Genomic DNA, 26,613 nt, shown 5'->3' with positions numbered 1-26,613 from the left:
AGCAGGTACCTGCCGTTCTCAATCTCCAGCAGGCTTACCGGGTTACCACGATAAAACGCCTGGATGGTACTCCCCATGTATTGAGGATGGTACACTTCCGCCCTTGCATCTATAGATGATACCGGAGTATCTCCCCCATTGACGGAGGCTTCATTTTTTTTACAGGAAACCAGTACAGCAGAAACAAACATGGTTGCTACAATCGCGCTCGACAGATTTAATTTTTTCATTGCTTTGAATTTAAATTATGGTGATAAAAATGCTCACGACGCTATACAACATTACAGACGCACATGCACCCCCCTCCCTATCCCACATGTGGGGTACACCGGATATTGGCAATAGGAAACAACAAACATCATACTCCCTGTAAGGGAATAAATCTATCAGCTATAGTTTGGTTGAAATAAATAAGCTCATAGGGTCATTAATTAAAAATGGGAAACAAGTTTAGTTCCTCGGGTTAATGAATCACGTACTGGAAATCGCTCTATTTATATTTTGTGCTCGACGAAATCGAAAGTAAAAAAAACTTAACAGAAAAAAAACACCTGGCGGCAGTCATGCAAAAAAAACATCACAAATAGCAAACATCGTACACATACCGTAAACCAGAAAACTATCAGTAAAATCCTGTAACAGCAGTGGCCGGAGCGCTTTACACAACTATATGCCAAAGTATAATTTCCCGATTGCATAAATAAATTTCCCAATCACGCAAACCCTATACCCGGTTCCGTTCGCATCTTTACCTTTCCGTTAAACCGGAACGAACCCATGGATATTAAAACCGCTAAACGATGGTTCAACTGGCATAAGTGGACCAGCCTCATATGTACGCTGTTCCTGCTGATGCTGTGTATAACCGGCCTACCGCTGATCTTCCACCAGGAACTGGACAAAGTACTTGAAAAACAGGTGGTAGCTGAAATCCCTCAGGGCGCCAAACCGCTTCCGCTGGACTCTCTGGCCATAGTAGCTTCCGCGCAGTATCCCGGGAATCATATCCGTTATATTTTCTGGGATAATGAAGATAAAAACAAAGTAACCTTCGATCTCGCCCCCAAACCAGATGCACCACCGGAAAAAAGCAGGTATGCCACCCTAAACGTATATACCGGTGCGGTACTCAACAAACCAACTACTGACGGCATCATGGATATCATACTGAAGATCCATATCAATATGTTCCTGGGCATAGGTGGGAAATTGTTCCTCGGCCTTATGGGCATTCTCTTCGTGATTGCCATTATCACCGGTATTGTATTATATGGCCGTATTATGAAAAAGTACGACTTTGGCATAGTACGCAAGTACAAGTCGAAAAGACTGCAGTGGCTGGACACCCATAATCTGCTCGGTATTGTCTCTCTGGCATGGGCCAGCGTAGTCGGGCTTACCGGTATCATCAATGCCATGTCGGACGTAGTGCTGTTTATGTGGCAACAGGGTCAGCTGAAAGAGATGGTAGCGCCTTATGCCCATCAGCAACCTTTACAGGGCAAACTGGCGTCTATCGACAGTGCCATGGTTGTGGCGCAGGCTGCAGCGCCGCATATGGAACCACGCATTATTACATATCCGGGCACCATGTTCTCCAGCAAACATCACTACGCTGTATTCATGCGGGGTAATACAGCACTTACTTCCAGGCTGCTTACACCGGCACTGGTAGATGCACAGACCGGCAGGCTGACAGACATACGACGTATGCCGTGGTATGTCAATACCCTGTTTTTATCAGAGCCGTTACACTTCGGCGACTACGGCGGCATACCGCTGAAAATCATCTGGGCCTTGTTTGACCTCGCCACTATCATTATCCTTATAACAGGCCTGTACCTGTGGTTCGAGCGCAGAAGCGCCACCAGGTCACAATGGAACAGACTGGAAAAAATTGCAGCAACGCATGAATAATTTCTCCGGATTATGGGCTAAGCCACTGCTTATTGCAGCGCTCTCTTTATCAGGTCTGATCACGGCACTGGCCGGCGATGGCATATGGGATGTGTATTCCTGGATAGCCCTGGGCATACCCGTGGTGCTCATGGTGAGATACTGGTTTTATCCCACAGCAAAAACAAAAGAATAGCAAGGGAACTTACCGGTAGATCCAATCCCTCGTCGGATTGATCCATGCATCCAGCGCCTTGAACAGGAAACCGTGATGCAGGCCGGTATTGGTTTCCATCTCTCTGAACGTCGTTATCCGGGAACGGATATACCTTGGCTGGCGGGATAACGATTCATGGCCGGAATCTGATTTTTCGTTTATCGCGAGTATCTTGCCATACAATTTAAAGTCTTCGGCCCCATCCAGTATTGTATCATTCTTGAATAATGCTGACCAGCTGTTTCATATACGTTCCAACATTTTTACATTCCTGTAAAAGTAACGGTTTATCAGCATCCTGAGGAAACCTGTATGCAGCACGGTATAGTAATATTGCTATACACTAATCTGTCTGATGATAAACGTTGGTTATGATCCAGGAAATGATTCATGTCCCCTTTCCGGGAACTCCCTACCCGGATGTAGACATACTGAGACAACGGGTCTTTGAATGGTTCCGCAGCTATGGCATGCTTAACGCCGATGCTGCCGTTCTAAAACACCTCTCTGCAGATATTGCCGGTCTCGGCGGCAGCTGGTATGATGCTCCTGTTGAAAATATATTGCTACCCACTTGTGCGCCTATCCTTGCGGCGATGATAGATGACCAGGTGGATGGCGCGCTGGACAGACGTCCCGACCTCGTTGCGCAGCTCGTCAATGATCTGAACAGCGTCATGTATACCGACCCCCATGTATTTTCCTTTCCGGATGCTGCAGTGGTACAGGCTTTCTCCGGGCTATGGGCAGGATCAGCACAGGGTATGTCTGCCCGGTGGACGGCGCATCTGCGCTCCGCCTGGGAACAATACTATAATGCCTATATCGTAGAAACACACAACCGTTTCTCCGGTAGCATGATGAAGATAGATGAATACATTCCTTTCCGGAGAGAAAGCGGGTATATGTACGTAGGGATTGCCTACCTGGAACAGGTACAGGGCTTTGAGGTACCGCCGGCATTACGGGCCATGCCACAGATACGGGAGCTACATAACATCTGCTGTGATGTAATCAGTATTGCTAATGATATTCATTCCCTCGAAAAGGAAGAGAAAAGAGGCGAAATACATAATATTGCCATCCTGCTGCAACATGAACGCCATTGTTCCAGGCATGAAGCTATTGACACCACCTGTAAGATGATCCATGAATGGTGCGAACGCTTCTTCGTGCTGGAAAATGAGATACCCGTCATATGCCAGTCCTTCCGGTTGCCGGAAGAAATAACCACCGCCGTACAGGCGCATGTTACAGGGCTGGGAAAATTGATCGGAGGCTATTGCGCCTGGGGACGGACCACCCGGCGGTATCATGCCTATAATGCAACAACGGCGGATCAGCCAGGGTTTCCGGAGTCATATCTGTAGTTTTATTACATCATGACCGGCAGCCTGCCCGGATGATCCGCAGGGAATCAGTAACGGCGTGGTGTAAATGTTGGTCTTTTGGGCGGTTTAGCTTCCGCCACACTGATACTGCGGCCATCTATTACCATGCCGTTCAGCTTACTGATGGCGTCTTCGCCTTCATCCCGATTAAGCATTTCAACAAAACCATATCCTTTACTTTTACCGGTGTATCTGTCGGTAGCTACTGATGCACCCGTGATCACACCATATTCGATAAACAGGTTAACAAGTTCTTCTGTGTAAAAGTTAAACCCCAGATTGGAGACAAAAATGTTCATGAAAAAAAAAATAAAATGACAGAATATTTGAGAAAAATGCAGGTGTAACGATAAACTCCGTGAGTGTAGAAATGATAGCTTACAGAAGCGTAGAACTCAAATTATCAGCTCAAATATACATTTATTATTTGCATCTGTACCTATTTAAGGAAAAACATTCAGTCCCAGGCTCCCCTTTTCCTGCATTCCGGCCATAGCCCCAGCTTCACGTGAGGCCGTGACCGGATATATAAAATTCGCACTGATTCCGCCAGTGCAGGCAGCGGCATCTGCGACAGGTTATATCTGTACGCTGCTGATAATGGCGCTGGTATCACTTACGGAATTGACGGTAACTACCTTACCGTTGTTCCGCGCATCTTTTAACATGGATACCCACATGTTCTCTATTTCCCAGGTGGAAGATGGCTGTCCATCCAGGCTATTCCATAATATGAAGGGTACTGCCCTGTTTGTTGCCGTATCCTGTACGCTTACATAGGATACCCCTGTGGTTATCAACACACAATTAACGGGTCCGGTTGCTGTGGCCATAATGTTATCCTCCTTTTTATCTGTTTTCAGATTTTTTTAGTTGCTGTAATATTTTCTTTCCCCATTGGTAGTCTCCTGTTATTCTCAAATCTCCCTGGAGAAACGCTTTTAACGGAGACAATGTGCCTGTGGCGATCTGCCACCAGGTGTCAGCGGTGGTGATAATTTCAAAGTCAGCGTGCTCGTTCTTTTCCGTAGTCAGGCGGGTACCATCCTGAGATATGGTAATGGTCCAATGTGATGATTCCGGGCCATCCAGGATCTGTACCAGCAACTGGCCAGGCTCTCCGTCGTCCCTGATTAACTCAGACATCCGCTGGAAAGTGGTACTGATATCTTTACTGGTAGGGCCGGTAAGGTTTTGCAACGTGAAATATGCATTTGTCATATGCCTTGGGTTTAATGAATGAGGGAATAGTATTGAGGCATCGCTTCAATATTTGGGTTCCGTGAATTAACAAATTAAACACTGCAGTGATAATACTTACCGGTAAGGGCTACAATATTAAAGTTAAGTACAACCGGTGAAACCCGACAGCAACATCACCGGCTGGATATTTCACCGCACTTCTGCTCTTATTACTACCTTTAATCAGAAAAGTAAACGAATAAACCCCATGCACATCAGAGAAGCTGTTATCACTGATATTAAACAGATACAGAACGTAAGGAACGCTGTCAAAGAAAATACCTTGTCCAACCCCGCTCTGGTAACGGACCAGGACTGTCAGGAGTATATCACTGTAAGAGGAAAAGGCTGGGTTTGCGAAATAGATAACCAGGTAGTTGGATTTGCTATTGCTGATCTGAAAGCAAATAATATCTGGGCGCTGTTTGTACTCCCCGGATTCGACAAACAGGGAATTGGCAGACAACTGCACGACAGCATGCTCAACTGGTACTTCTCCCAAACGCATCACAGCGTATGGCTGGGAACGGCCCCTGATACCAGGGCGGAAACCTTTTACAGAAAGTCTGGCTGGACAGAAACCGGCGTGCATGGCAAAGATGAGATCAAATTTGAAATGACCCCGGAACAGTGGAACACCATACAGCGCCGGAAAGAACTTCCCCCTGATCAATACCCCCACGGCTAAACGAAAAAGCGGCTCCATGCTCACCAGAACATGGAACCGCATAGCATTAAAGATAGGGATTCCGTTTAACCAGGGTATCAGGGCAGAGCCGGATGGTCTTGCGGCGTCATTCCTCCTACGATACCCAGTCCATTTAAAATGTTATTAAACACTATTACTTTCTCCGATAAAGGGTCTTCATTTTTTTCCTTCGCCATAAAGCTGCTGAAGAGATAATTGTAACTGTTGTACGTCAGCGAGGTCACCTCCGCGACTACCTTTTCAGGATTGTTGCGTCTCAGTGACGTAACGAAGCTGAAACGCGGGCTGCGACCGTCAAAAAAAACATCGTCCGTAAAAAAAGTATCCCGTTCTTTTCCTCCGAATAATACATCATGAGGCTCGGTGGACTTTAAATACATCGGCATCCTTACCGGAATGCCATCGAATGTATCAAGTGCGTATATTCTTATGCGGTAATAATTCTTCTCTCGCGGCTTGTCATGCAGCTCCACCGTAACAATTCCTTTGGTACCGCCATCATTGTCTGTAACTACTTTTAACCGGACCTCTCCCACTTTTGCCGGTTCCGGAATCATATCACGGCCTTCCACCTCTGTATAACCGGGTATACTGGCAACAATGCGATAGGTAGCTCCTTCCTGCGCTTTGATAGTACTCTTGTAGAATACCACCCAGTCTTTATCCAGCAGTGTCATATTTTCTTTAAACACATCGTTCTCGTATAATTTCACTTCAGCATTTCTTATTGGCGCCGGCAACTTCCACTGCCCGATACGGCTGGCAAGTGTTACTTGTGCCACCATCAGGCTGTCTTTACTCATCAGTAAATTAAGTACCGGTTTATTCACTTCTTCAGGCAGGTCTATTGTGACATCTTTTTTACAGCTGCATGCAGTGAGCGTCAGCAGCAGAAACAATTTCATCTTCATCTTTTAAAATTTCAGACTGTAAGAAATACTTGGCATAAAAGGAAGGAGGTTCACCGCAGACAATTCAGCTTTGGTGCCATCTTTGCTGTAATTCTCCAGATAATAGAATATAGGATTATAGCGGTTATATACATTGAGCAGGCTTATATTCCAGGTACGCGCCATCCCGTTCCTTTTGTATTTGATGAAGCTGATACCCATATCAAGCCGATGATACGGCATGATGCGCACATTGTTACGCGAATTGATGTGTGCTACATTTTGGGACAGTCTCCACTCTCCGTTTTGGCCAACAGGGTCCTGTATCCCCATATACCATGCCACTGGTATTGTAAATGGCGAAGCGCTCTGGTAGATCCAGGAGGCAGAAAGCTCAATACCCTTGGTCAGTTTGTAAGCTCCTACCAGGTGGAAGTCATGACGACGATCGTACTTGTAAGGAAACTCTCTGCCGTAATTCACCCCCGGGATCTGGCGGTTGGCCCATGCGAGTGTATATCCCACCCAGCCTGTAAGCCGCCCTGTTTTCTTCTGCAACAACAGTTCCAGCCCATATGCCTTTCCATCGCCCGCTGCCACCTGGCCCTGCCAGGCATCACCTTTGCTGGTACTGAGATAGTCGGCCCCTTCCTTGTATTCAATTACGTTATGCATCTGCTTATAATATCCTTCCGCAGAAAATTCAAATTTGTCACCAAATATGTTACGGGCAATACCAATGGCAAACTGGTCTGCCTCCTGGGGTCTTATTTTATCAGTTGCGGGTACCCACAGATCCGTAGGGAGTGAGATGGAGTTGCTGGCCAGCAGATGAATATATTGTGTCATGCGGGAATAGGAAGCCTTTAAAGCCCAGTCACCTGGCAAAAGATAACGCACATTCAGGCGTGGCTGTATAGAATGATAAAAGCGCCCCGATACGTTAAATGCACTGAGATGCAATCCGGCATTGAGCTTGAGGCGACGGGAAATCTCCCAGTCATCTTCGGCATACAGGTCTATTTCGGATGCATGAATTTTATTGTTGTTGTTCGTGGAATCCGCGGTTACCCGATCTTTCTCCGTTTGTCTCGTGCGCACGGCGCCAGGTGTGAAAACGCGGAACATATAAGAGGCGCCCGCTTTAATGGAATGCGCGGGTTTGGGTTGATATTCAAAGTCCCATTTGGCTCCGTAATCCCGGATACCGGAGCTGAGTTGCTGCAGGTCCGTATAGGCCTCTCCGTTACTCACTCCTTCCTGTGCGAAAAGTGATTTAAAGCGATAGTCGCTTCCGATCAACATTATGTTGGAAAACAGCTTTGGCGAATACACATGGTTCCAGCGGATAGTACCCGCATAATTTCTCCATTGTCCGCCGGCATCGGCAACATAGTAGTTCCCGTTCTTAGGATCCACGTACCGGTAGCGTGTTTCAAACTTATCGCGGCCTGCGTAAAAGCCAATGTACAGTTTGTCTTTGTCAGAAAATTTATGATGCAGTTTGGCATTAAGATCATAAAAGTTGAGCCGGAACTTTTCCGGTGGATCGTCCTGGCCATTGAGATATAACTTTGAAAAGAGATCAGGATAAGATCTGCGGGCAGAGATGAGGAAAGTCGTCTTCCCTTTTTTGATAGGCCCCTCCAGCATGGCCTGCGTTGCCAGCAGGCCAATGGAGAAGTTTCCCTGTACTTTATTCATGTTCCCGTCTTTGGTGGAGATGTCTACCACGGAAGATAACCTGCCACCGTAATGCGCCGGAAATGCCCCTTTATAAAGGGTTACATCTTTCAGTACCTGCGTGTTGAAAGTGGAGAATATGCCCATCAGGTGCATAGGATTATAAAGCGGCGCACCATCCAGCAGGATGAGGTTCTGGTCTGGTGTGCCGCCGCGTACCAGCAAAGCGCTGGTAGCTTCTGTTCCCTGTTTCACACCAGGTAACAGTTGTAGTGTCTTAAACAAGTCCGCTTCTCCAAAGAGGCGCGGTGTGGACTGTACCATAGCCGCAGATAAATTAATACGGCTCATCTGCGATGACGCTTCAATCTTTTCCGCAGCTGCACCGCGAATAGTGACCTCTCCCAGCTGACGGTTGAGCGCCTTCATCCGGAAAGTGACACTGGTACTACTATGCATCGACACAGTGGTATCGAGGCGTTCATAGCCGACGTACGACACCAGCAGACGAAGAGAATCTCCGGGCAATGTAAGGCTGTAAAACCCATAAGCATTAGTGATCGCACCAGACTGTTGCGCTGGTACCGCCAATGATACGCCGATCAGCCTTTCACCCGAAGCCGCATCTTCTACATACCCGCTCAGGGTGCGCGCATGTTTGGCAGGCCCGATGATTACCTGATCCCCGCTGCGTTTGAAAATAAGTGTAGTGCCCTTCAATAGCTCTCTGCATATGGTTTCCAATGTGACATCCTTATAGGTATGTGCGTCTACAGTTATACCTTTTATGCGTGTATACTCGTAGGAGAAATGAATCTGTGTCTGTTGCTCCAGCAACTTCAGCGCATTTTCCAGCGTAGTGGCAGGAATACTTATAGTTATTTTCGTTTCATTTTGCTGAGCGGAGGCTACCAGTCCGCATAACAGAAACAGTACAGTTAAAAGTCGTTGCATTACCTTATCCGTTTTTTAAAAGCATGGCTTCCCCGTGCCGCATGTTGCAGCCGTTTATACAGGGATACAGTATTGTTGTCGAATGATTATTGTTGTACGCCGGTGACAGTTACATGGCCGTTATTGAGCGTATAATTCAGACCACTCAGGTCTTTCAGCATTTCCAGTACTTCCGCCAGCGACATGTTGGCGGATATCCGCAAGGTGAAACGATAGGGAGACATTTTCGCTGCATCATAGCCAACCTGTATTTCGTAGCGGTTCTGCAGTATGCAGGCTACTTCCGCGAAAGAAACACCCTGCAGTGCTATGGTTCCGTGGCGCCAGTCATCCTGCTTTCCGTCCATACGTGTAACCGTTCCGGTTGTTTGTGCGTATACAATCTGCTGGCCAGCTGCCAGGATGCCTAATACATGACTGCTGTCGGATACCTGTACCTTGCCGGAACTGACGTACACCTGTACATCCGGTAATCCGCGGTAAGCCTTCACACTGAATTCAGTGCCCAGCACCTTTGCCTGTATACCGGCAGCGCTGACCGTGAAAGGATGTGAAGCGCCCTGCACTACCGAAAAGTAAGCAAGACCATCTATCATCTGCACGTTGCGGCTTTTCTCTCCGAACTGGTTCGCATAACGCAGCCTGGATCCGGGTTCCAGCCATACCGCTGAGCCGTCAGGGAGCTGCAGGTGAAAGATATTCCTGCCCGCCGGAGCGGAGACCTCTGTATATGTCAGTGGTGCCGGCTTGCTTTTGAAGAGGAAGAACAAACTCCCTGTAGCGATCAACACCAGCACCGCCGCGGCAACACGCCAATACATGCTCCGGAAAGGCCCGTTCCCCGGTACAGTTTCGGCGGCTGCTGCCACATGCATGACTGTTTCAGGCGTCGTGGCTGTCTCATTTATTTCCTGTTGAATCACCCCAAAAACCCCCGCTTTCAACGACTCCCGTATATCCTGTTTCTCTGCACCATTTTCAAATACAGGACCGTCAGCAGGAAATGCATCATACCATCTTTCCAATACAGCGCATTCTTCCGGTGTGCAGATACCGAGAGCATGCTTTTCAAGCAGAAGATCGATGATTTGTTGATCAGGGTGACTCATATGCTGTTGTTTAATAGACAATCCTCGAAATGTGGTAGTACTATGTTGAAGAAAAAAAATTATTCCTGGAAGAAATTACCCAATCCTTCCCGCAGTTTTTTCAGGGCAGCTGATAGCTGGTTCTTAACGGTTTGCTCAGACAGGCTGTGTTTCTCCGCGATCTCACGTACCGACAGACCATGATCCCTGCTGTCGATAAACAATTGCCGCATTTTTTCCGGGAGGCGCTGCAACTGGCGCTGATAGGTAGCCAGCAGGTCGGCACTTGCGATGGACTCCTCTGTAGCGTGCGTGATTTCGGGTAGTTCCCGGCCAGCCAGCTGGCTGTACTTCTCCCTCGCCTGCTCCGATTTCAGGTGATTCAGTATCCTAAACCTGACGGCTGCACGAAGATAGGCTCCCACAGATTCAGAGATCTGTATCTGTTCTTTTTTCTGCCAGCAGTAAATAAATACTTCCTGTACAATATCCTTGGCGGCGGCTTTGTCATACAGGCGCCAGTAAGCGCTTTCGTACAGGGGTTCCCAGTAACGTTCATATATCTCTTCATAAGCTTGCAGGTTGCCCGTCCGGACAAGTTGCCACAACTCTGTGTCCGGAGTATTATGCGGATTAGGTGTTGACATGTAGCGGATAAAAATCAGCGCCGAAGGTAGTAAATCACTTGTTAAAAGTTTCTTATTTTGATTACCTGACCGTTCTTTCTACAGTAAATAAATATTGTACATCTGACGATATTTGTGTAAATTAATAGTATTAAACCCCAACACCATGGCAAAGAAAGTAAAAACCACTCCCTCACTTTCCCCTGCCGCTGCGGAGAAACAAACCAAAAAAGCAGCGAGTAAACGCCAGATCCAGATAGAACTGACAGAAGAGCAAATGAATGCTTTCACCAGGCAATACCAGAAACTCAATCCTTCAGAAGCAGCAGAATTAGTATTTACCTTTTCCAAAAAACCAGCATCCAGACTTAAAATAGCCGGCTACGGCTACCATGGAAACACCTGCTGCGTCTGACTCCCGGCTGATTCGCAGAGCATTCAGCCTGCTGCAATACTGGAAAGATGGCAGTATGACCATTGAAAATTATCTGACGGGCACCTCACTAACAGCCAACCTGTTGGTGCTCGATATCCTGTCTGCTGCCACCAATCCGGTATACAGCCATGAGCTCAGCAACCGGTTCCTGCATATACCCGCCATCAATGATATCATCCACCAGATGATACGGCTCAATCTATTGCTGATAGCAGGCTCCCGGCGAGAGCAACACGACCGTCGCCTGGAAGAAAACTGGAAATGGGATCTTAACGCGAAGTACTTTCATTATGGCACCGCTTCCGTGAAATATAACTTCGACCAGGAAGAGGTAAGAAGACAACTGGAGAAGAAAGCAGTCACACATCCTCCTCCTTCCCCATTCAAAACAAGTGATAACACCACCAAAATAAAGCTGGATGATCCTTTCCTGCCTCCGGTTGATTTCTGGGATGTGCTCCTTCGGCGAAGAACATGCAGAAACTTTAAAGATACGCCCATATCCAAAAGCGCCTTCAGCTCCTTTGTAAAGCTGGTTGCGGGCTATAGCCGCTTTTATGACGATGCCAAAATCGACAAAAGAGTCATCAAAACCTCACCATCAGGCGGCGCCAGGCATCCTGTTGAATTATATGCCTTCGTAAAAAATGTAGAATCGATTGAACCGGCAGTATATCATTACGAAGTAGAGACAAATGCCCTCACATTCGTCAACCACCTGCCTGCCCGCAAGCAGCTGCTCGATTTCTTCTCCGGTCAGCATTGGGTCAGCAACGCCGCCGTAACATTTATATTCACAGCGATGGTACAACGCAGCATGTGGAAGTATGATCACTCCCGTGCATACAGGGTACTATTGCTCGACTGCGGCCACCTTGGCCAAACCTTCCACCTCTCAGCCACAGCATTGCAATTAGGTGTATTTACCACTGCAGCCATTCAGGATAAGAAGATCGAAAAATTTCTGAAGATCGACGGCATACAGGAAATCGTTTTGTACGGTGGCGCCATCGGAATGGCCGGATAACCGGATAATGAAATGCTGACCGCATAACATCATCCGGTTCTTTTCCTATTATTATCCTCTTCTGATACGATGTATGAATCAACCGTGCTATATTAAAGATCATGGGTACTATCACCTACCTGGAAAATAGAAGAATACCGACAGTTGCAAACGCAACGAACAACGAGTGAGTGAAATCAGCTTATGTATGAATAAACGAAGGGTTCACTGTTATACTGTTCTTACCGTGGATTTTTTTCGGATAGTAGTGATATGCCTGATCGGAATTTACTGTACCAGCCCGTTCTTACTAGTTAGTGTGCAGTGCCATGTCTGATGTAATGCCGTCCCATAATACCAGCCGCATTTCCAGACCTTTTTTTGCCGCATCGATGGCCTCCTCCCATTTCTTCGGGTCATCACCGCACAGTTCCCTTACCATCTCCATACCCAACAGACTATGATGATCGCCGTCTACTTCGATATGCCGCTCCAGGTAATATTTGAAGATACTTACCTGTTCAGGGAACTGCTTGTCGAGATCACTGACGATGGGCATAAAGATGTCCGGTATAAGGTCTTCACGACCAAAGGTAAAAACAGCCGCCTGCACATGCACCGGCTCATGCTGCACCACATCAAAGGTATATTGCACAAACTGCTGGACAGCCGCCGGCGCATTCACTGCAACCAGCGCCGTCTGTACAGTATAGCCATTGTTAAGATAATGCATATACTCTCTGATAACTTCACTGCTGGCGCCTGCCTGTTCCATTGCAGTAAGATACAGCTCATAGTGGCTTACCCGCTGCCCGTTTTGATCCACATCACTTTCTTCGCCGGTTACGATCTCATTGATCAGGAATCGTGTAGCCGCGCTCCCTTTGGGTATCCACGGAATATCTGTACAGGTGAGCTGCAATTGTAAAGATTTCAATAACGACATAAAATCCCATACGGCGAAAACATGATACTTCATAAATACCCGAATGTCTGATATACTTCTCATTGTCGCGTACAGCGGATGTGCAGTAAGAGCTTTACGAACAGGTTGTATAGCTTCCCTGATAAGCTCTGTGTTATATGTTGACATAATTGCTTTTTGTAGGTGTGAAAAAAAATTGTCTTTTTATCTTCTCTCTAACAAAAAGCGCGCGCGCCTGAGGGCACGAAGGTACTGTCAATTTATTGAAGCCGTGCTGCAGCCGGGAATTATCCCGGGGTTTAAACTCTTTACCGTAGCTAATTCAGACAACTTGCTACTTAGCATTATACTTATCATAAATCCGTTAGCGGATTCATCATTGTCTATAAAAATCAGTCTTCCCTGCTTCACGTCTGTCAAACCCTGGTCCTTGCCACTGCAATGATAAAGGCCGATCCGCTTTCATGTTGCGATAAACAATGCTGAGAGGATGCAATCCCTTTTTCAATGGTAACACGGCACTCCGTTCTGTACCAGGCACATATCCGTAATCCTCATCGATCACCGCCGCTTCATGTATGCGTAAAAAAGCCTGCTGACCAGCCTTCAGGTAAAAAGTATACATGCCATCTTCAGGCACGCGTATATAGGTCTGGCAGGTAACAAGTCCGGCTGCACTTTCGTCAATATGCTGCAAATCAGCCGCCACACCGGATTTCAGCGGCGAGAGGCTTTCAGTCGATGCAACCCACGGCGCCTGGTCATTGTATAACTTCCAGCGGATACCGGGCGTGGTGACATTCAATGTTACAGCAGGGATCAACGCCTGATCATATGGTCTCGGCGCTTCGGGGTCCGGCATACGTACCTGCATAACCTTTGCCTTCATCTTCGTTTCAAGATCCGGCAGCTGTGCCGCCAGGTTACGCGTCTCCTTCGGATCGTTCATTACGTTGTATATTTCAAAATCATCATCAGCCCCGCGGATATCGTAACGTACGCCTACATAGTTGTCCATACGGATCAGCTGCATCTGGCGTCTGCGGCGGCCTGCATGCGATTTGTCAAATGCAGGATAAGCTGGTGTTTCGCCGTTCTCGAAATATTCAACATACACCTGACCGTTCTGTTGCTTTCCTCTGCCGGTGAGCGATGGTAGCAATGAAACACCATCAGTCCGCGCAGGCGCGGTCATTCCGGCGGCATCCAGGAAGGTGGGCATCCAGTCGGACAACATAGAGGGAACCATGATTTTCTTTCCGGGTGCAATAACACCCACCCATTGTGCAATCACCGGCATCCTCACGCCACCCTCCCATGTGTCGCGCTTGATACCATCAAACGGACCGTAGCCATCAAAGAACTCCGGCGTATATTTTTCCGGTAGATAGGATTCTGCTGAAGGACCGTTGTCGGAAGAAAACACGACCAGTGTATTCTTATCTATCTTCAGATCTTTCAACAACTGAAGAATATCACCTATCTGCTGATCGAGACGCTGTACTACGGTGGCATAGCGCTTATCCACATCCGTCCAGGGCTTCAGCTCTCCGGTCTTATTATCTTTATACATGGCATTTCTGAACACCGGCGCTATCCAGGAATCAACGGTGCCGCTGGCGGTATTGATCATATGCCCCGGAGTACCCAGCCATTGCAGTCCGCCATGTAAACCGCTCCCTTTGGGATATTCCTGTGTTGGCAGCTCAATGGTGGCATGTGGCGTATCAAATGAAAGATACATGAAGAAAGGTACCTGTTGCTGTTTTGCGGCATGACTGACGATCCATTGTTTGGCTCTGGCGGTCCATAGGTCGCCGGTGTAACACTTTTCCAGCCCCGCTGTTACATTGGTGGTATCATCATACATTTCCTTGATGCCCCTGTACAATCCTTCATGCGGATAATGTTCATGGCCGTCAGCATGTCTGATATAACCGTAATATTGATCAAATCCGCGTTTCAGCGGATGGGCCGTCCACTCCTTTTGCCCCTGCAAACACCACTTTCCGATGGCCACTGTAGTATATCCTGCCTGCTTCAGGGTGCCGGCCATAGTATAGTTATCTTCGAGCGCTTTATCAAACTGGTTATCTCTCACACGGGCATGGCCCTGCGTTACACCTGTCATCAGCGAAGCGCGGGAAGGCGCGCACACCGGTGCATTACAGTACTGATGTAAAAAGATCGCGCCTGATGCAGCCATCCGGTCCAGTGAAGGTGTAACAAGATACGGCACCGCCGGGTTCTGCTGCGCCTTCCGCAGGTGCTGGTTAAATACGCCTACATCTCCATACCCCAGATCATCTACCAGGATGAAGATGATATTGGGTTTTGCCTTTCCATTATTTTGTGCGGAAGTAAATTTCATGCACCCCATGAAAGTAACTACCAGCAAAGACGTCAGCTTAAATCGAATCATAACTCAAGTTTTTCTATCGTATTAATTCCATCCCGGATTTTGTATCAATGCCGGATTTAAAACTACTTCATTGGAGGGCAGTGGCGATAAATAGTAATCCATATATCCTTCTGTAGCGCCATTCTGCACAGGTACGGCAACATTCTCAAGCAGATCATTCGTCCCTTTTTTGATCCATCGTCCCGGTTTTCTGCTGTTCTTTTTGTCCTCCGGTGAATATAAGCCAAAGGACCACACTAATGACCATCACCCAAATGGCGGCTGCAACGATAATAAGCATGCGGTGGCGCTTTAATTGACCAGCTTCATGGTCTGCTTCAATCATATTGTCAATGAATGCCGCTGTTAGCTCCGTTCGTGAAGTATAGGGCGCGTTAAAGTGTTTCCCCTCCTCTTCTGAAAGAGCAGCAGGACCTTGCCATTCCCTGTTGTCATCCGCTATTGATGGTGGCGGATCTTCAACAGGTGAAGCCTTTTCTCCGGAGAGCTTGTTGAATATTTTTTCGTTCACTTTTATTATTATTAATGTATATCATCATCGCCAGTACGAAAAATGATATACTACTCTACTTGATCCGATATTGGTGGGTATCCGGCTCTTCTGAAAAAAGATAAATACCTGAACCGATGATTCAGGCTAAATGTTGGTGTTGGTTAATAGCAATAACGATGGCTGACAATCAAAAGTCATCATTGTTCATAGTCGCCTGTAATGGTTCGCTTTTCATTCAGGCAAGCGCAAAATCTTTAAGCCGGGAAACTTACTGTATGGACATCTGATCGATCCGTATTCCATTCACTGCTCACTTCAAATTACGTTGCTGCATTCCCCGTTATATACTGCTGCCGGTTGACGAAGACAGCTGATCAGTGCAATGATACAAAAGGAGGTTTATATTTCCAAATGCGCGGGAGCACCCACCAGATGGAATCATGGATATATATTAAAATGAGGGGCTTTCAGTTTTTAGCCGTTAGTTTTAACGGCTAAAAACTAAAAGCTTGTCATACCTGCATCAAAAATCAGGAAATGTTACTGTAGCAGTTCTTTATTCAATGAATATACCTGCCCTGCTTTGGCGTTTATGTCAATAAGCGTGTTATGATATTTCACTTTACGGGCGCCTCCTTTCTCTGAAAGCAGCGACGCATCAATAAGTTTACCTTCCTTCCATTTCATTTTAACGGTAAAGCCGCCACGCGCTACCAGTCCGTCCACCTCGCCATTGCTCCACGCAGCGGGCAATGCAGGCAGCAGCTCAATATAGCCGTTATGACTTTGCAGGAGCATTTCAGCAATACCGGCCGTACCACCGAAATTACCATCGATCTGGAACGGCGGATGTACATCCAGCAGGTTATCCAACGTAGACTTCTGCAATAATGCCTGCACATTTTTCCATGCTTTCTCACCATCCAGCAGGCGCGCATAGAAATTGATAATCCAGGCCCTGCTCCAACCGGTATGTCCGCCTCCGTTGGCAAGCCTTCTCTCCAGTGTCTTCTTCGCTGCTTCGAATAATAATGTATCAGCAGGCTTAATAGTCTCGCCGGGATATAATCCTAACAGATGCGAAATATGCCGGTGGCCGGGTTCTGCTTCTTCATAGTCCTCTATCCATTCCTGGATACCGCCAGTACGCTTACTGATACTTATTGGCGGCAGTTGAGCCAATGTCATACCCAGTCCTTTCAGAAAGGCAGGGTCATCTTTTAATATACGTCCTGCTTCCAGGCAACCATGATACAGGCTCATGATCAGTTCCACATCTATGGTTGGTGCGTACGTAAACTGACCGCGTTCTCCGCCTGGCAGGATAAAACTATTTTCAGGTGATGTAGAAGGAGCCGTGACGAGATACCCATGTTTATCTTTTACCAGGAAGCTCTGCACAAATTCCGCCGCCTCCTTCATAACAGGGTAGGCCAGATTCCTGAGATAAGCGGTGTCTGACGTAAAGCGGAAATGTTCCCACAGATTCATGCAAAGCCATGCAGCAGCCAGTGGCGAAGCACCCCATTCCACCCCATCGTGAATACCGGTTCTGCCAAAAACATCGGTGCAGTGATGAATAGTCCATCCTTCTGCATCATACATTTCTCTCGCGGTTTGCCTGCCTGGAACACGCAGCTGATCCACAAAGTGCGCGAAAGGCATAAATGTTTCAGGTAGGTTGGCCACATCAGCCGGCCAGTAATTCATTTGCAGGTTAATGTTGGTATGGAAGTCCGCATTCCAGGGCGCAGCATAGTCATTGTTCCAGATCCCCTGCAAATTTGCCGGCAGTACACCCGGCTTTCTCGAGCTGCTCATGAGCAGGTAGCGGCCAAACTGAAAATACAACGCTGCAAGCTGGTTATCTATAGCGCCCTTGCGCACTTTTTCCATCCGCTGGTCGGTAGGTATGTCGGAGAAGTTATCCCCGCCAAGGTCCAGCTTCACCCGCGCAAATGCTTTACTGTATTCTTCTTCATGCCTTCTCAACAACTCTTTATAAGGATACCTGGCGGCATCGGATATAATTGAACTACAGATCTCCTTGCTGTTGATAGACCTGTCGAAATTTAATTTTTGCAGGTTGTAATCTGTTGCCGCAGTAATAATCACCGTAGCGGTTGACGCACCGGTAACAACGACCTCACCCCCTTTTGCTTCCGTTTTTCCTGCATCAGCCATTACTTTCACCAGGGCGTTAAACTTCATGTCCTTGCCACCTTTGCCGGCCTTTGCCGATACGCTGTCGATGATCTGGCCATCCATTATAAGTGTACTGCCCGAAGCAGCAGTTACTGTAGCGTCTCTGTTGCGCGACAGCCCCAGCCTGAAGTTCAGACTGCCAGGCTTCGATGCAGATATATGCACCACAATACAGTTATCCGGTGCAGAAGCAAACGCCTCACGGGTATAACGTACCCCGTTAACGCTATAACTAACGGACACCACGCCTGTCTCAAGATCCAGGCTGCGGCGGTATTGCTCCACTGTACCGGCATGATCAAAAAACAATAGCAGGTTACCCAACGTCTGATACGATCTCAACTCTGGAGGAGTGCCCAGCAAATACTTCTTGCTTAACTCAGTGGCCTGTTTATTATCCCCGTTCACAATCAGCTGCTGGATCTCCATGATACGCGCCTTCGCTCCGGGGTTGTTATCATTCACCTGGTTGCCTGCCCACAGGCTTTCTTCATTCAATTGTATGACTTCATTATCGGCTTTGCCGAATATCATAGCGCCCATTCTTCCATTGCCGATGGGCAGTGCATGGTTCCATTTGTCCGCCGCCTTGGTATACCATAATAAAGATTGCTGTGCATGGGCATTAAACAGCGCAAGGCACAGCCAGCAAATAAGTTGAAATCCTGACTTCATATCTGTTAATAAGGGAAACTTCCTGGTATATGTAAAATATATGTGCATTAAGGGTGAACAGTTTAAAGGGATTTATGCCAAACAGATCATCTTCATTTTCACCTGCAGCCTTCAACGTTGTTCACTGCTGTTAATCATAGGCTCAGGCCATGTTACAGCCGGAAGCGCCCACAATATAAACATAACAGTCATACTTTTCTGGAAAATATTGTTATATTTATTTAAACGCATTCGTGATTATTCAACCTTTGTAGCAGTTCCGTTTCTTTTTTGTGATCAATGGAAAGACGCCAGGAAACACCTGAAATACTGTATCCATCCACCATTCCTGGCAAGAGTACCTGTATAACCCGTGAATAACTGTAGCTGTATCGGAACAATACCACGACGATCATTCCAGCGTATTTATCAACCACACTATATTCATCTGTATGAAGCGCTTTACCACCCTTACCCTCCTGTTCTGCATTCTCCCGGCATTCGCTTACGGGCAGCAGCGTGATTCTGTCAACTCCATTGCCGAAGTAATTGTTACAGCCAACAAGTTTGAAGAGAAAAGCAGGTATATAGCACAGAAAGTAGATGTATTGCAGCTGAAAGACATACAATCTTCCCTGTCCAACAATACAGGCAGCCTGCTGGAACAAAGCGGCAAGGTATTCGTGCAACGCAGTCAGCTGGGCGGCGGCAGCCCCGTATTGCGCGGCTTTGAAGCCAGCCGCATACTACTGGTGATTGACGGCGTACGTATGAACAATGCCATCTACCGCACCGGGCACTTACAGAATGTGATCACTATTGATGACGACATCCTCGAAAAAGTTGAAATCCTATACGGTCCCGCCTCCACCATCTATGGCTCCGATGCGCTGGGTGGCGTGATTCACTTCCGTACCCGGAAACCCTTGCTCACCACAGATAACAGGCTGCTGGTAAAAACCAGTCTCTCCGGTTCCCACAGCAGCGCTTACCAGGAATACACCGGTCATGCGGATATTAATATCGGCGGAAAGAAAGTAGCATCGCTTACATCCTTTAGCTACAGCAGCTTTGGCAACCTGCGACAAGGAGATCAGCGCAATCCGTTCTATGGAGATGTTGGGAAGAGACCAAAATACATAGACCGCATAAACGGCAGAGACTCCGTCGTTACCAACCCGGATGCCAATGTACAGCGGGCCAGCGACTATAAACAATTTGATCTGCTCCAGAAGTTCCTGTGGCAACCAACATCCGGCCAGGTGCATGAATTGAATATGCAATATTCCACCAGCAGCGATATTCCACGATACGACAGACTCACCGATACCCGCAACGGTCAGCTGCGCTGGGCCGAATGGTACTACGGCCCGCAGGAAAGACTGATGGCCGCTTACCAATACAGTAACAAAACTATGGGTAAGTTCTTTGATCAGCTGATGATAGGTGCAAACTACCAGAAAATACAGGAAAGCCGCATGCAGCGGGCCTACCGGAATGATTACAGGGCGCACCGCATAGAGGATATTCAGGTGGTGGCCGTCAGTGCAGACCTGCGTAAAAGCACAGGAAGACATGAGATGAACATCGGCATCGACGGGCAATTCAATTTCCTCAACTCTACCGCCTATGAACAGAATATTGGCAACGACATAAAAAACTATCGCATCGATACCCGCTACCCCGACGGTAAGAACAACATGAACTACACAGGCGCATATGTACAACATCTTTATAAGATCATCCCCGGTAAGCTAATACTCAACGACGGTCTCCGCATCAACTATGTGACGCTCAACAGTACCTTTGTAGATACCGCTATCCTCCACCTTCCCTTCACCACCGCAACACAGCGGAATGTCACCTACAGCGCCAATGCAGGCATCATTTACCTGCCGGATGCCAACAGTAAACTCTCCGCTGATTTCTCCACTGGCTTCCGCGCACCCAATATTGACGATATGGCTAAAGTATTCGAGTCTGCCGGCGGAAAGCAGTTAATTGTTCCGAACACCCAACTTAAACCGGAACAAACGTATAACTTCAACGTGGGCCTCAACCGTATCTTCAATGGCTGGTTGTTTGCAGAAGTGAATGGTTTCTACAGCCTCTTTCACAATGCTATTGCGCTGGACAAATTTTCCCTCAATGGGGCAGACACCGTAATATATGATGGCAAACCAACTCCTGTGGCAGCCAACCAGAACAAAGCCAGCGCTTACATCTGCGGCTTCCAGGGCGACGTGAAACTTCATCTCATGCCCGGCTTCCAGTTATATAGCTATATTACTTATACCTACGGCCGGTATAAAGGTGCAGATGGGAAAGAAGTACCGATGGACCACATCCCGCCCGTATTCGGCAAAACAGGCATCCGCTATCAGCATAAATTGGTGGATACAGAAATATATGCGCTGTATAACGGATGGAAAAAACTGCATGATTACAATCCGTATGGAGAAGATAACCAGCAATACGCCACCACAGAAGGCATGCCGTCGTGGTATACACTGAACCTTTCCTCCATGTGGACCATCACTGACTGCGTAAAGATCCAGGCTGCACTGGAAAACATCCTTGATCAGAACTATCGCGTCTTTGCTTCCGGTATCAGCGGAGCAGGCAGGAACCTGAGGATGAAAGTATACCTGAACCTCGACAACCACCGGCAACGCCGCAAACAGTGATGAGGTGATTATTTGCTGAGTGGGCCTTTGCTCACTTCTTTCCCGGCTTTATACACCGCAACAATATTCCGTGTATTTTTTATGTTGCTCAGTGGATCACCGTCAACAATCAGCAGGTCGGCAGTTTTACCGGGGGTTACAGTGCCTGACTTCCCGGCTACCTTCAGCGCCCGCGCGGCGCTGAAGGTAGCCGCGGTGATAGCCTGCAGAGGTGTAAGCCCTGCCTGCACCAGGAGTTCCAGTTCCAGGTGTTCGCTGAATCCCTGCGCCCGCAGCGGTGTTGCGCCACTATCAGTACCCAGCGCTACCAGGATACCTGCCGCATATACTTTCTTCAGATTCTTCAACGCTGTCTGAAATGCAGCCGTGTTCTTTGCTAATGCCGGGTCATTCTTCAGGTCGTTTTGAAATTTTTCGGAAGTGATCATTTCGTACACACCAGGCTCCAGGGATTTTCTGAAGAATGCATCATTGATCCATTCCGGTTTATCTGCATAGATATAAGCAAATTCATCCAGGGAAAGTGTAGGAATGTAGATAATATGCTTAGCCCGCATCTGTGCAATGGTAGTATCATCAATCACTGCATCACGAACACTGTGTGCGATCACATCTATTCCATCAGCCACCAGCTGCTGCAGGTCTGCAAGATGATATACATGTGCCGCTACCCGGAGCTGCCGCTTGTGCGCCTCATCTATAATGGCCTTGTAAATTGCTGGTTTCATCTTCGGGGCTTTGCCTCCAAAATCATCTACCCACATCTTCACCATATCCGGATGCAGCTGCTTCAGGCTGTCCATTTCAACAGATACCTGCGCTACATTAGCGGGCCTGAACAAATGATCCATCGGTGGCATTCCATCCGGCACACTGAAACCGTATCCTGCTGTATGCAACCTGGCTCCGGGCCATAGTCCTGCCGCTGAAGAATCACGGATGCCGCTTTCAAAAAGATAAGGAAGGTCGCTGCCCAGCGCCATCACATGCAACACGCCATAGTCCTGATACTTTTTAAGCTGCGAAAGAATATTCTCGTGGGTATAGTTTTCCGGCTTGCTGGTAGTGCCTTTCAGGACACCGATATGTGAATGCGCAGAAATCAGTGTAGGCATCACCGTTTTACCCTGCAACATAACTACGGTAGCGTTGCTGCTGTCAAGGTTTTTTCCTATCGCAGCCACAGTATCGCCTTTAATCAGAATATCTGTATGCAATACCGGGCTGGCGCCGGTTCCGTCAATTAAAGTGACATCTTTCAGCAGCAGGGCATCTTTCTGTGGATGACTGCATGCTGTGAAAAATAATGTTGCTGTCGCTACGAATACGGCGGGTATGCGGGTTTTCTTCATGTTATTCAGGGCTGTTTCCGTTTCCTAAAATAATATCTTATTCTGTTATTATCAATAGGCAGTACCGTTTCGGTGCGATGCCTTCAATTTTCTTAAACAAGTCAACAGCAAGGGCAATACACCCCGTCGGATTCTCAGGTCGCTTCGGGAAAATATATCCATCATACAAAAAACTGGAAAAATCATGCTGTGAAATGAAAGGATCGTGCTATAAAGAAGCAGCGGATATGCCTTATTTAGTAGCCCAAGTTATTTGCTTATTCCTTAAAACGACTATCTATGTCTACAGTAACAGCTCAGGCTGACGAAAAGGCAGCTCCTGCCCACATCGTACAGCGGCCGAAGTTCAAAGCCCGTTATGACCACTTCATCGGTGGAAAATTTGTTGCCCCCGTTAAAGGCGAATATTTCGACAATCCCTCTCCCATTGATGGGAAAGTATTTACCCAGGCGGCCCGCGGTACTAAAGAAGATATAGAAGCCGCACTCGATGCAGCCCATGCCGCTTTTCCCTCCTGGAGTAAAACCTCCGCTGCGGAACGTAGTAACCTCCTGCTGAAAATTGCACAGGTGATAGAAGACAACCTGGAATACCTCGCCACCGTAGAAGCAATTGACAACGGCAAGCCTATCCGCGAAACGCGCGCAGCCGATCTGCCGCTCTGCGTAGATCACTTCCGCTACTTTGCCGGCGTGATCCGTGGTGAAGAAGGCGCTATCGCTGAACTTGATGAACACACCGTGAGCATTGTGCTGCATGAACCGCTAGGCGTAGTAGGACAAATCATCCCCTGGAACTTCCCGTTGCTCATGGCCACCTGGAAGATAGCTCCGGCGCTTGCTGCAGGCTGCTGTACCGTGGTCAAACCAGCAGAACAGACACCTACTTCAGTAATGGTGCTGATGGAACTCATCGGCGATATGCTACCTCCTGGTGTATTGAATATCGTGACAGGCTTCGGCCCGGAAGCAGGTAAACCATTGGCCACTTCCCCACGCATCGCTAAAGTGTCCTTCACCGGTGAAACCACTACCGGCCGGCTGATCCTCCAATACGCATCAGAGAATATCATTCCTGCTACAATGGAGCTGGGTGGTAAATCGCCTAACATCTTCTTCCCCTCCGTAGCAGATGCAGATGATGAATTTTTCGACAAGGCCGTCGAAGGCGCCGTACTGTTCGCTCTCAACCAGGGTGAAGTATGTACCTGTCCTTCACGCATACTGGTGCATGAAAGTATCTACGGTAAATTTATGGACCGCGTCATTGCACGCACCAAAGCAATCAAAACAGGCCATCCGCTGGACAGCACCGTGATGATAGGCGCACAGGCCAGCAACGATCAATACGAAAAGATCCGTTCCTATCTGCAAATTGGTAAAGACGAAGGCGCTGAAGTACTCACTGGCGGCGACATCAACAAACAAACAGGCGAACTGGAAGGCGGCTATTATATACAGCCCACCATCTTCAAAGGGAATAATAAAATGAGGATCTTCCAGGAAGAGATCTTCGGCCCCGTGGTATGCGTGACCACTTTCAAATCTACTGAAGAAGCCATAGACATCGCCAACGATACACTTTACGGCCTCGGCGCTGGCGTATGGACCCGCGATGCTCATGAATTGTATCAGGTGCCTAGAGCCATTAAAGCCGGCAGGGTATGGGTAAACAACTACCATGCATACCCGGCACATGCTCCCTTCGGCGGTTATAAAAAATCAGGCTTCGGAAGGGAAGGCCATAAAATGATGCTCGAACATTATCGTCAGACGAAGAACATGCTGATATCCTATAGCAAACAAAAACTGGGATTCTTCTGATTTTTTTAAGTGTTACTAAAACGGCAGGTGGGTGCATGAGTGCCCGTCTGCCTATTGCTTTCATATAAAAAAGCAGATCATGACAGCAAGAGTATTGATTACACCCGCAGCCCGGGAAATAGTGGATGAGCTGCAGAAGAAATACGGCCGCCTGATGTTTCATCAGAGTGGCGGCTGCTGCGATGGCTCCGCTCCTATGTGCTTTGAAGAAGGTGACTTTAAAACCGGCGAAAGTGACATCTGCCTCGGCAGCATTGCCGGTTGTAATTTCTGGATGAGCAAAGATCAGTTCGAATACTGGAAACATACACAGCTTACAGTAGATGTAACTCCCGGAAGAGGCGCCAGCTTCTCTCTTGAAATTCCGCTGGGCGTAAGGTTTATCATTCGCTCACATGTGTTCACGGAGGAAGAAGAAGCACAGCTCGTACCGGTTATGAAGAAAACTTAAAGCGGACAGATAATAGTCTTTTAGTTAAATGACTGCCGGAATGCTTCTGCAGTTGCCTCAAATCAGTACACAACATTTTTATGAATATATGACCCATTATTGTAACTTTAGCGAGAATAAATGCCCCAAAAAGAATGATTAGCCCCGGCCTTCCTGTATTTTCTGAGAAAAGAGCCCGGATTTATTGTAACCTCCAAACACCTGACTATGATAAACAGAATTGCTGTATTGTCACTCCTTACCTTTATGCCTGTACTATTGTATGGACAAAACATCAGCTTCCCACCCACCCCCAATGAGGATAAGGCAAATGGCATGAACGACAACTGCTACCTGAGTGCCACAGGGCACCCCACCGAAGCCGAACGGAATGCATTCATCCTGTCATTAAAGCCTTACATAGACAGCCTTGCTCCTCACCTTAACCTGCCCCCAAAAACGATTATGGCAATGGCCATCATTGAGAGCGGTTGTGGTTTTACCAGAATAGGATATTACGCCAACAATCTCTTCGGGATCAAAAAGATTACAGCCGATTCAATAGCAGCCTATGTGCTGAAAGGACAACCGGATGAATTCAAAGGAAAGTATATCCGGATCATAGAAAGAACCAGTAAAGGGCAACTGGTATTTGATGAAAGCATCCGGATGGATAACCGCTACCGGAAATTCCCCACCAGACAAGACTGCATTTTATACCTGGCAGGCACCTTATTGCAGAATCAGCGATATAAACCCGCCATCGTCAATTATCAGCAGAATCTGCGTAAGGGGATGTCCGGCACAGACGCATCCGTAATATATGCCTATGACATAGCTAACCTGGGATATAATCATAAAGGGGGAAACTATTACAGAAACGCCATTCAAAAAGTCATTAAAAAATATAACTTATGATCCGCACCATTCTTCTGTTGATCTGCTGCGCTTTGATCAGCACAGCCGGCTTTTGTCAGTCTGACATATTAAAAGAAAAATTCCTGAGCGACAGCCTTCAGACAATCGCAAAGCGGGTAACCAACTCCGTTCTCAAAGGACGGTACATGGAAGGCAAACTGCTATCCACAACTGATACATTAAAAGACTGGGAAGGCGTAAACGTTTCACTTTACGAATATAAATTTAGCGGCAACACAGCCAGGGTATATATGGCGAATGCCGATGCACGTAAAATCGCCACCTGGATTATTTCGGCCTGCGTTAATCTCACCGGAAAACTGGATTATAAAAACTCCATGCTCCTTATAAAAAGTATCAACGGTGCATCCAACGGGCAGTTTCCGGTAAAAGGAATCGTATATGAAAATGGCAATCCGTTCATCTTCAAAGATGGTGTTACCGTAAGCGTGTTGAATCCCGTTAATGACAACATCAACCTGATCACAGATGAAAATATAAAAGAGACAAAAAAATTTGGAAGGATCATCAGCACATCCAGGCAGGAATATAATGCAATGTTCCC

Annotated in this window: 26 protein-coding genes; 11 read left to right on the top strand and 15 right to left on the bottom strand. The window is 47.4% G+C overall.

The annotated features are described in order from the left end of the window. The coding region (locus VM802_RS02735) for a hypothetical protein (protein WP_325527719.1) at window positions 1-230 on the bottom strand (230 nt) is incomplete at its 3' end. Between the two features lie 547 nt (window positions 231-777). Here VM802_RS02735 and VM802_RS02730 point away from each other — a divergent pair. Both VM802_RS02730 and VM802_RS02725 read left to right on the top strand, forming a co-directional pair. Next, entirely contained in the window at window positions 778-1,917 is a 1,140-nt protein-coding gene (locus VM802_RS02730) for a PepSY-associated TM helix domain-containing protein (protein ID WP_325527717.1), read from the top strand. Continuing rightward, entirely contained in the window at window positions 1,910-2,092 is a 183-nt protein-coding gene (locus VM802_RS02725) for a hypothetical protein (protein ID WP_325527716.1), read from the top strand. Before VM802_RS02730 ends, VM802_RS02725 begins: the two co-directional genes overlap by 8 nt. 9 nt (window positions 2,093-2,101) lie before the next feature. On the opposite strand, the gene VM802_RS02720 is transcribed toward VM802_RS02725, so the two are convergent. Beyond that, window positions 2,102-2,296: a hypothetical protein gene (locus tag VM802_RS02720; RefSeq protein WP_325527714.1), complete on the bottom strand. Its 195-nt coding sequence runs from the start codon at window positions 2,294-2,296 to the stop codon at window positions 2,102-2,104. 188 nt (window positions 2,297-2,484) lie between these two features. On the opposite strand from VM802_RS02720, the gene VM802_RS02715 reads away from it, so the two are divergent. Beyond that, window positions 2,485-3,483, top strand: a complete 999-nt coding sequence (locus tag VM802_RS02715) for a terpene synthase family protein (protein ID WP_325527712.1) — start codon at window positions 2,485-2,487, stop codon at window positions 3,481-3,483. A gap of 47 nt (window positions 3,484-3,530) precedes the next feature. Here the strand turns inward: VM802_RS02715 and VM802_RS02710 are convergent, their stop codons facing one another. From VM802_RS02710 to VM802_RS02700, 3 genes are all read right to left on the bottom strand, one after another. Continuing rightward, window positions 3,531-3,803: an RNA recognition motif domain-containing protein gene (locus VM802_RS02710; protein WP_325527710.1), complete on the bottom strand. Its 273-nt coding sequence runs from the start codon at window positions 3,801-3,803 to the stop codon at window positions 3,531-3,533. 279 nt (window positions 3,804-4,082) lie between these two features. After that, window positions 4,083-4,337, bottom strand: coding sequence for a hypothetical protein (locus tag VM802_RS02705; protein ID WP_325527709.1), 255 nt, complete (start codon window positions 4,335-4,337; stop codon window positions 4,083-4,085). Window positions 4,338-4,353: 16 nt separating this feature from the next. After that, window positions 4,354-4,725: an SCP2 sterol-binding domain-containing protein gene (locus tag VM802_RS02700; protein WP_325527707.1), complete on the bottom strand. Its 372-nt coding sequence runs from the start codon at window positions 4,723-4,725 to the stop codon at window positions 4,354-4,356. 229 nt (window positions 4,726-4,954) lie between these two features. On the opposite strand from VM802_RS02700, the gene VM802_RS02695 reads away from it, so the two are divergent. Further along, a complete protein-coding gene (locus tag VM802_RS02695) occupies window positions 4,955-5,434 on the top strand; it encodes a GNAT family N-acetyltransferase (RefSeq protein WP_325527705.1) in 480 nt (159 codons plus the stop codon). A 77-nt stretch (window positions 5,435-5,511) separates the two neighbouring features. Here the strand turns inward: VM802_RS02695 and VM802_RS02690 are convergent, their stop codons facing one another. From VM802_RS02690 to VM802_RS02675, 4 genes are all read right to left on the bottom strand, one after another. Next, the gene (locus VM802_RS02690; protein WP_325527703.1) at window positions 5,512-6,366 is read right to left on the bottom strand and encodes a DUF4249 domain-containing protein; all 855 of its coding nucleotides are present in this window, start codon (window positions 6,364-6,366) and stop codon (window positions 5,512-5,514) included. Between the two features lie 3 nt (window positions 6,367-6,369). After that, window positions 6,370-8,982, bottom strand: a complete 2,613-nt coding sequence (locus VM802_RS02685) for a TonB-dependent receptor (protein ID WP_325527701.1) — start codon at window positions 8,980-8,982, stop codon at window positions 6,370-6,372. Between the two features lie 86 nt (window positions 8,983-9,068). After that, entirely contained in the window at window positions 9,069-10,091 is a 1,023-nt protein-coding gene (locus VM802_RS02680; protein ID WP_325527699.1) for a FecR domain-containing protein, read from the bottom strand. Between the two features lie 59 nt (window positions 10,092-10,150). Beyond that, window positions 10,151-10,717: an RNA polymerase sigma factor gene (locus tag VM802_RS02675; protein ID WP_325527697.1), complete on the bottom strand. Its 567-nt coding sequence runs from the start codon at window positions 10,715-10,717 to the stop codon at window positions 10,151-10,153. Window positions 10,718-10,862: 145 nt separating this feature from the next. Between VM802_RS02675 and VM802_RS02670 the strand changes: the two genes are divergently transcribed. Next, on the top strand, window positions 10,863-11,111 hold the full coding sequence (locus VM802_RS02670) for a hypothetical protein (RefSeq protein WP_325527695.1): 249 nt from the start codon (window positions 10,863-10,865) through the stop codon (window positions 11,109-11,111). Next, window positions 11,089-12,159: a SagB family peptide dehydrogenase gene (locus VM802_RS02665; RefSeq protein WP_325527693.1), complete on the top strand. Its 1,071-nt coding sequence runs from the start codon at window positions 11,089-11,091 to the stop codon at window positions 12,157-12,159. Before VM802_RS02670 ends, VM802_RS02665 begins: the two co-directional genes overlap by 23 nt. A 289-nt stretch (window positions 12,160-12,448) precedes the next feature. On the opposite strand, the gene VM802_RS02660 is transcribed toward VM802_RS02665, so the two are convergent. The 5 genes from VM802_RS02660 to VM802_RS02645 all read right to left on the bottom strand — a co-directional run bounded on the left by VM802_RS02660 (window position 12,449) and on the right by VM802_RS02645 (window position 18,858). Further along, window positions 12,449-13,231, bottom strand: coding sequence for a DUF3050 domain-containing protein (locus VM802_RS02660; RefSeq protein WP_325527691.1), 783 nt, complete (start codon window positions 13,229-13,231; stop codon window positions 12,449-12,451). 208 nt (window positions 13,232-13,439) lie between these two features. Then, window positions 13,440-15,485 (bottom strand): sulfatase-like hydrolase/transferase, encoded by a 2,046-nt coding sequence (locus tag VM802_RS02655; RefSeq protein ID WP_325527689.1) that lies wholly within the window; start codon window positions 15,483-15,485, stop codon window positions 13,440-13,442. Window positions 15,486-15,506: 21 nt separating this feature from the next. Next, complete coding sequence (locus VM802_RS32290; protein WP_524537090.1) at window positions 15,507-15,614, bottom strand: RagB/SusD family nutrient uptake outer membrane protein; 108 nt, start codon at window positions 15,612-15,614, stop codon at window positions 15,507-15,509. A 25-nt stretch (window positions 15,615-15,639) separates the two neighbouring features. After that, a complete protein-coding gene (locus VM802_RS02650) occupies window positions 15,640-15,996 on the bottom strand; it encodes a hypothetical protein (RefSeq protein WP_325527687.1) in 357 nt (118 codons plus the stop codon). A gap of 522 nt (window positions 15,997-16,518) precedes the next feature. Continuing rightward, on the bottom strand, window positions 16,519-18,858 hold the full coding sequence (locus VM802_RS02645; RefSeq protein ID WP_325527685.1) for a glycoside hydrolase family 95 protein: 2,340 nt from the start codon (window positions 18,856-18,858) through the stop codon (window positions 16,519-16,521). A 431-nt stretch (window positions 18,859-19,289) separates the two neighbouring features. On the opposite strand from VM802_RS02645, the gene VM802_RS02640 reads away from it, so the two are divergent. Further along, window positions 19,290-21,524 carry a TonB-dependent receptor gene (locus VM802_RS02640; protein WP_325527683.1) on the top strand — a complete coding sequence of 745 codons (2,235 nt, stop codon included), beginning with the start codon at window positions 19,290-19,292 and terminating at the stop codon, window positions 21,522-21,524. A gap of 8 nt (window positions 21,525-21,532) precedes the next feature. Here the strand turns inward: VM802_RS02640 and VM802_RS02635 are convergent, their stop codons facing one another. Then, window positions 21,533-22,876, bottom strand: a complete 1,344-nt coding sequence (locus VM802_RS02635; RefSeq protein WP_325527681.1) for an amidohydrolase family protein — start codon at window positions 22,874-22,876, stop codon at window positions 21,533-21,535. Window positions 22,877-23,155: 279 nt separating this feature from the next. Here VM802_RS02635 and VM802_RS02630 point away from each other — a divergent pair, with 279 nt between their 5' ends. The 4 genes from VM802_RS02630 to VM802_RS02615 all read left to right on the top strand — a co-directional run. After that, on the top strand, window positions 23,156-24,700 hold the full coding sequence (locus VM802_RS02630) for an aldehyde dehydrogenase family protein (RefSeq protein ID WP_325527679.1): 1,545 nt from the start codon (window positions 23,156-23,158) through the stop codon (window positions 24,698-24,700). A gap of 79 nt (window positions 24,701-24,779) precedes the next feature. Beyond that, window positions 24,780-25,151 carry a DUF779 domain-containing protein gene (locus VM802_RS02625; RefSeq protein WP_325527677.1) on the top strand — a complete coding sequence of 124 codons (372 nt, stop codon included), beginning with the start codon at window positions 24,780-24,782 and terminating at the stop codon, window positions 25,149-25,151. A gap of 207 nt (window positions 25,152-25,358) precedes the next feature. Further along, window positions 25,359-26,048: a glucosaminidase domain-containing protein gene (locus VM802_RS02620; protein ID WP_325527675.1), complete on the top strand. Its 690-nt coding sequence runs from the start codon at window positions 25,359-25,361 to the stop codon at window positions 26,046-26,048. After that, on the top strand, window positions 26,045-26,613 hold a 569-nt coding region (locus VM802_RS02615), incomplete at its 3' end, for a hypothetical protein (protein WP_325527673.1). The genes VM802_RS02620 and VM802_RS02615, both read left to right, overlap by 4 nt.

Source organism: Chitinophaga sp., from assembly GCF_035538455.1.
Classification (GTDB): Bacteria; Bacteroidota; Bacteroidia; order Chitinophagales; family Chitinophagaceae; genus Chitinophaga.
Note: the sequence above shows the minus strand (reverse complement) of the source record. Positions and strands in the feature narration are given on the sequence as shown.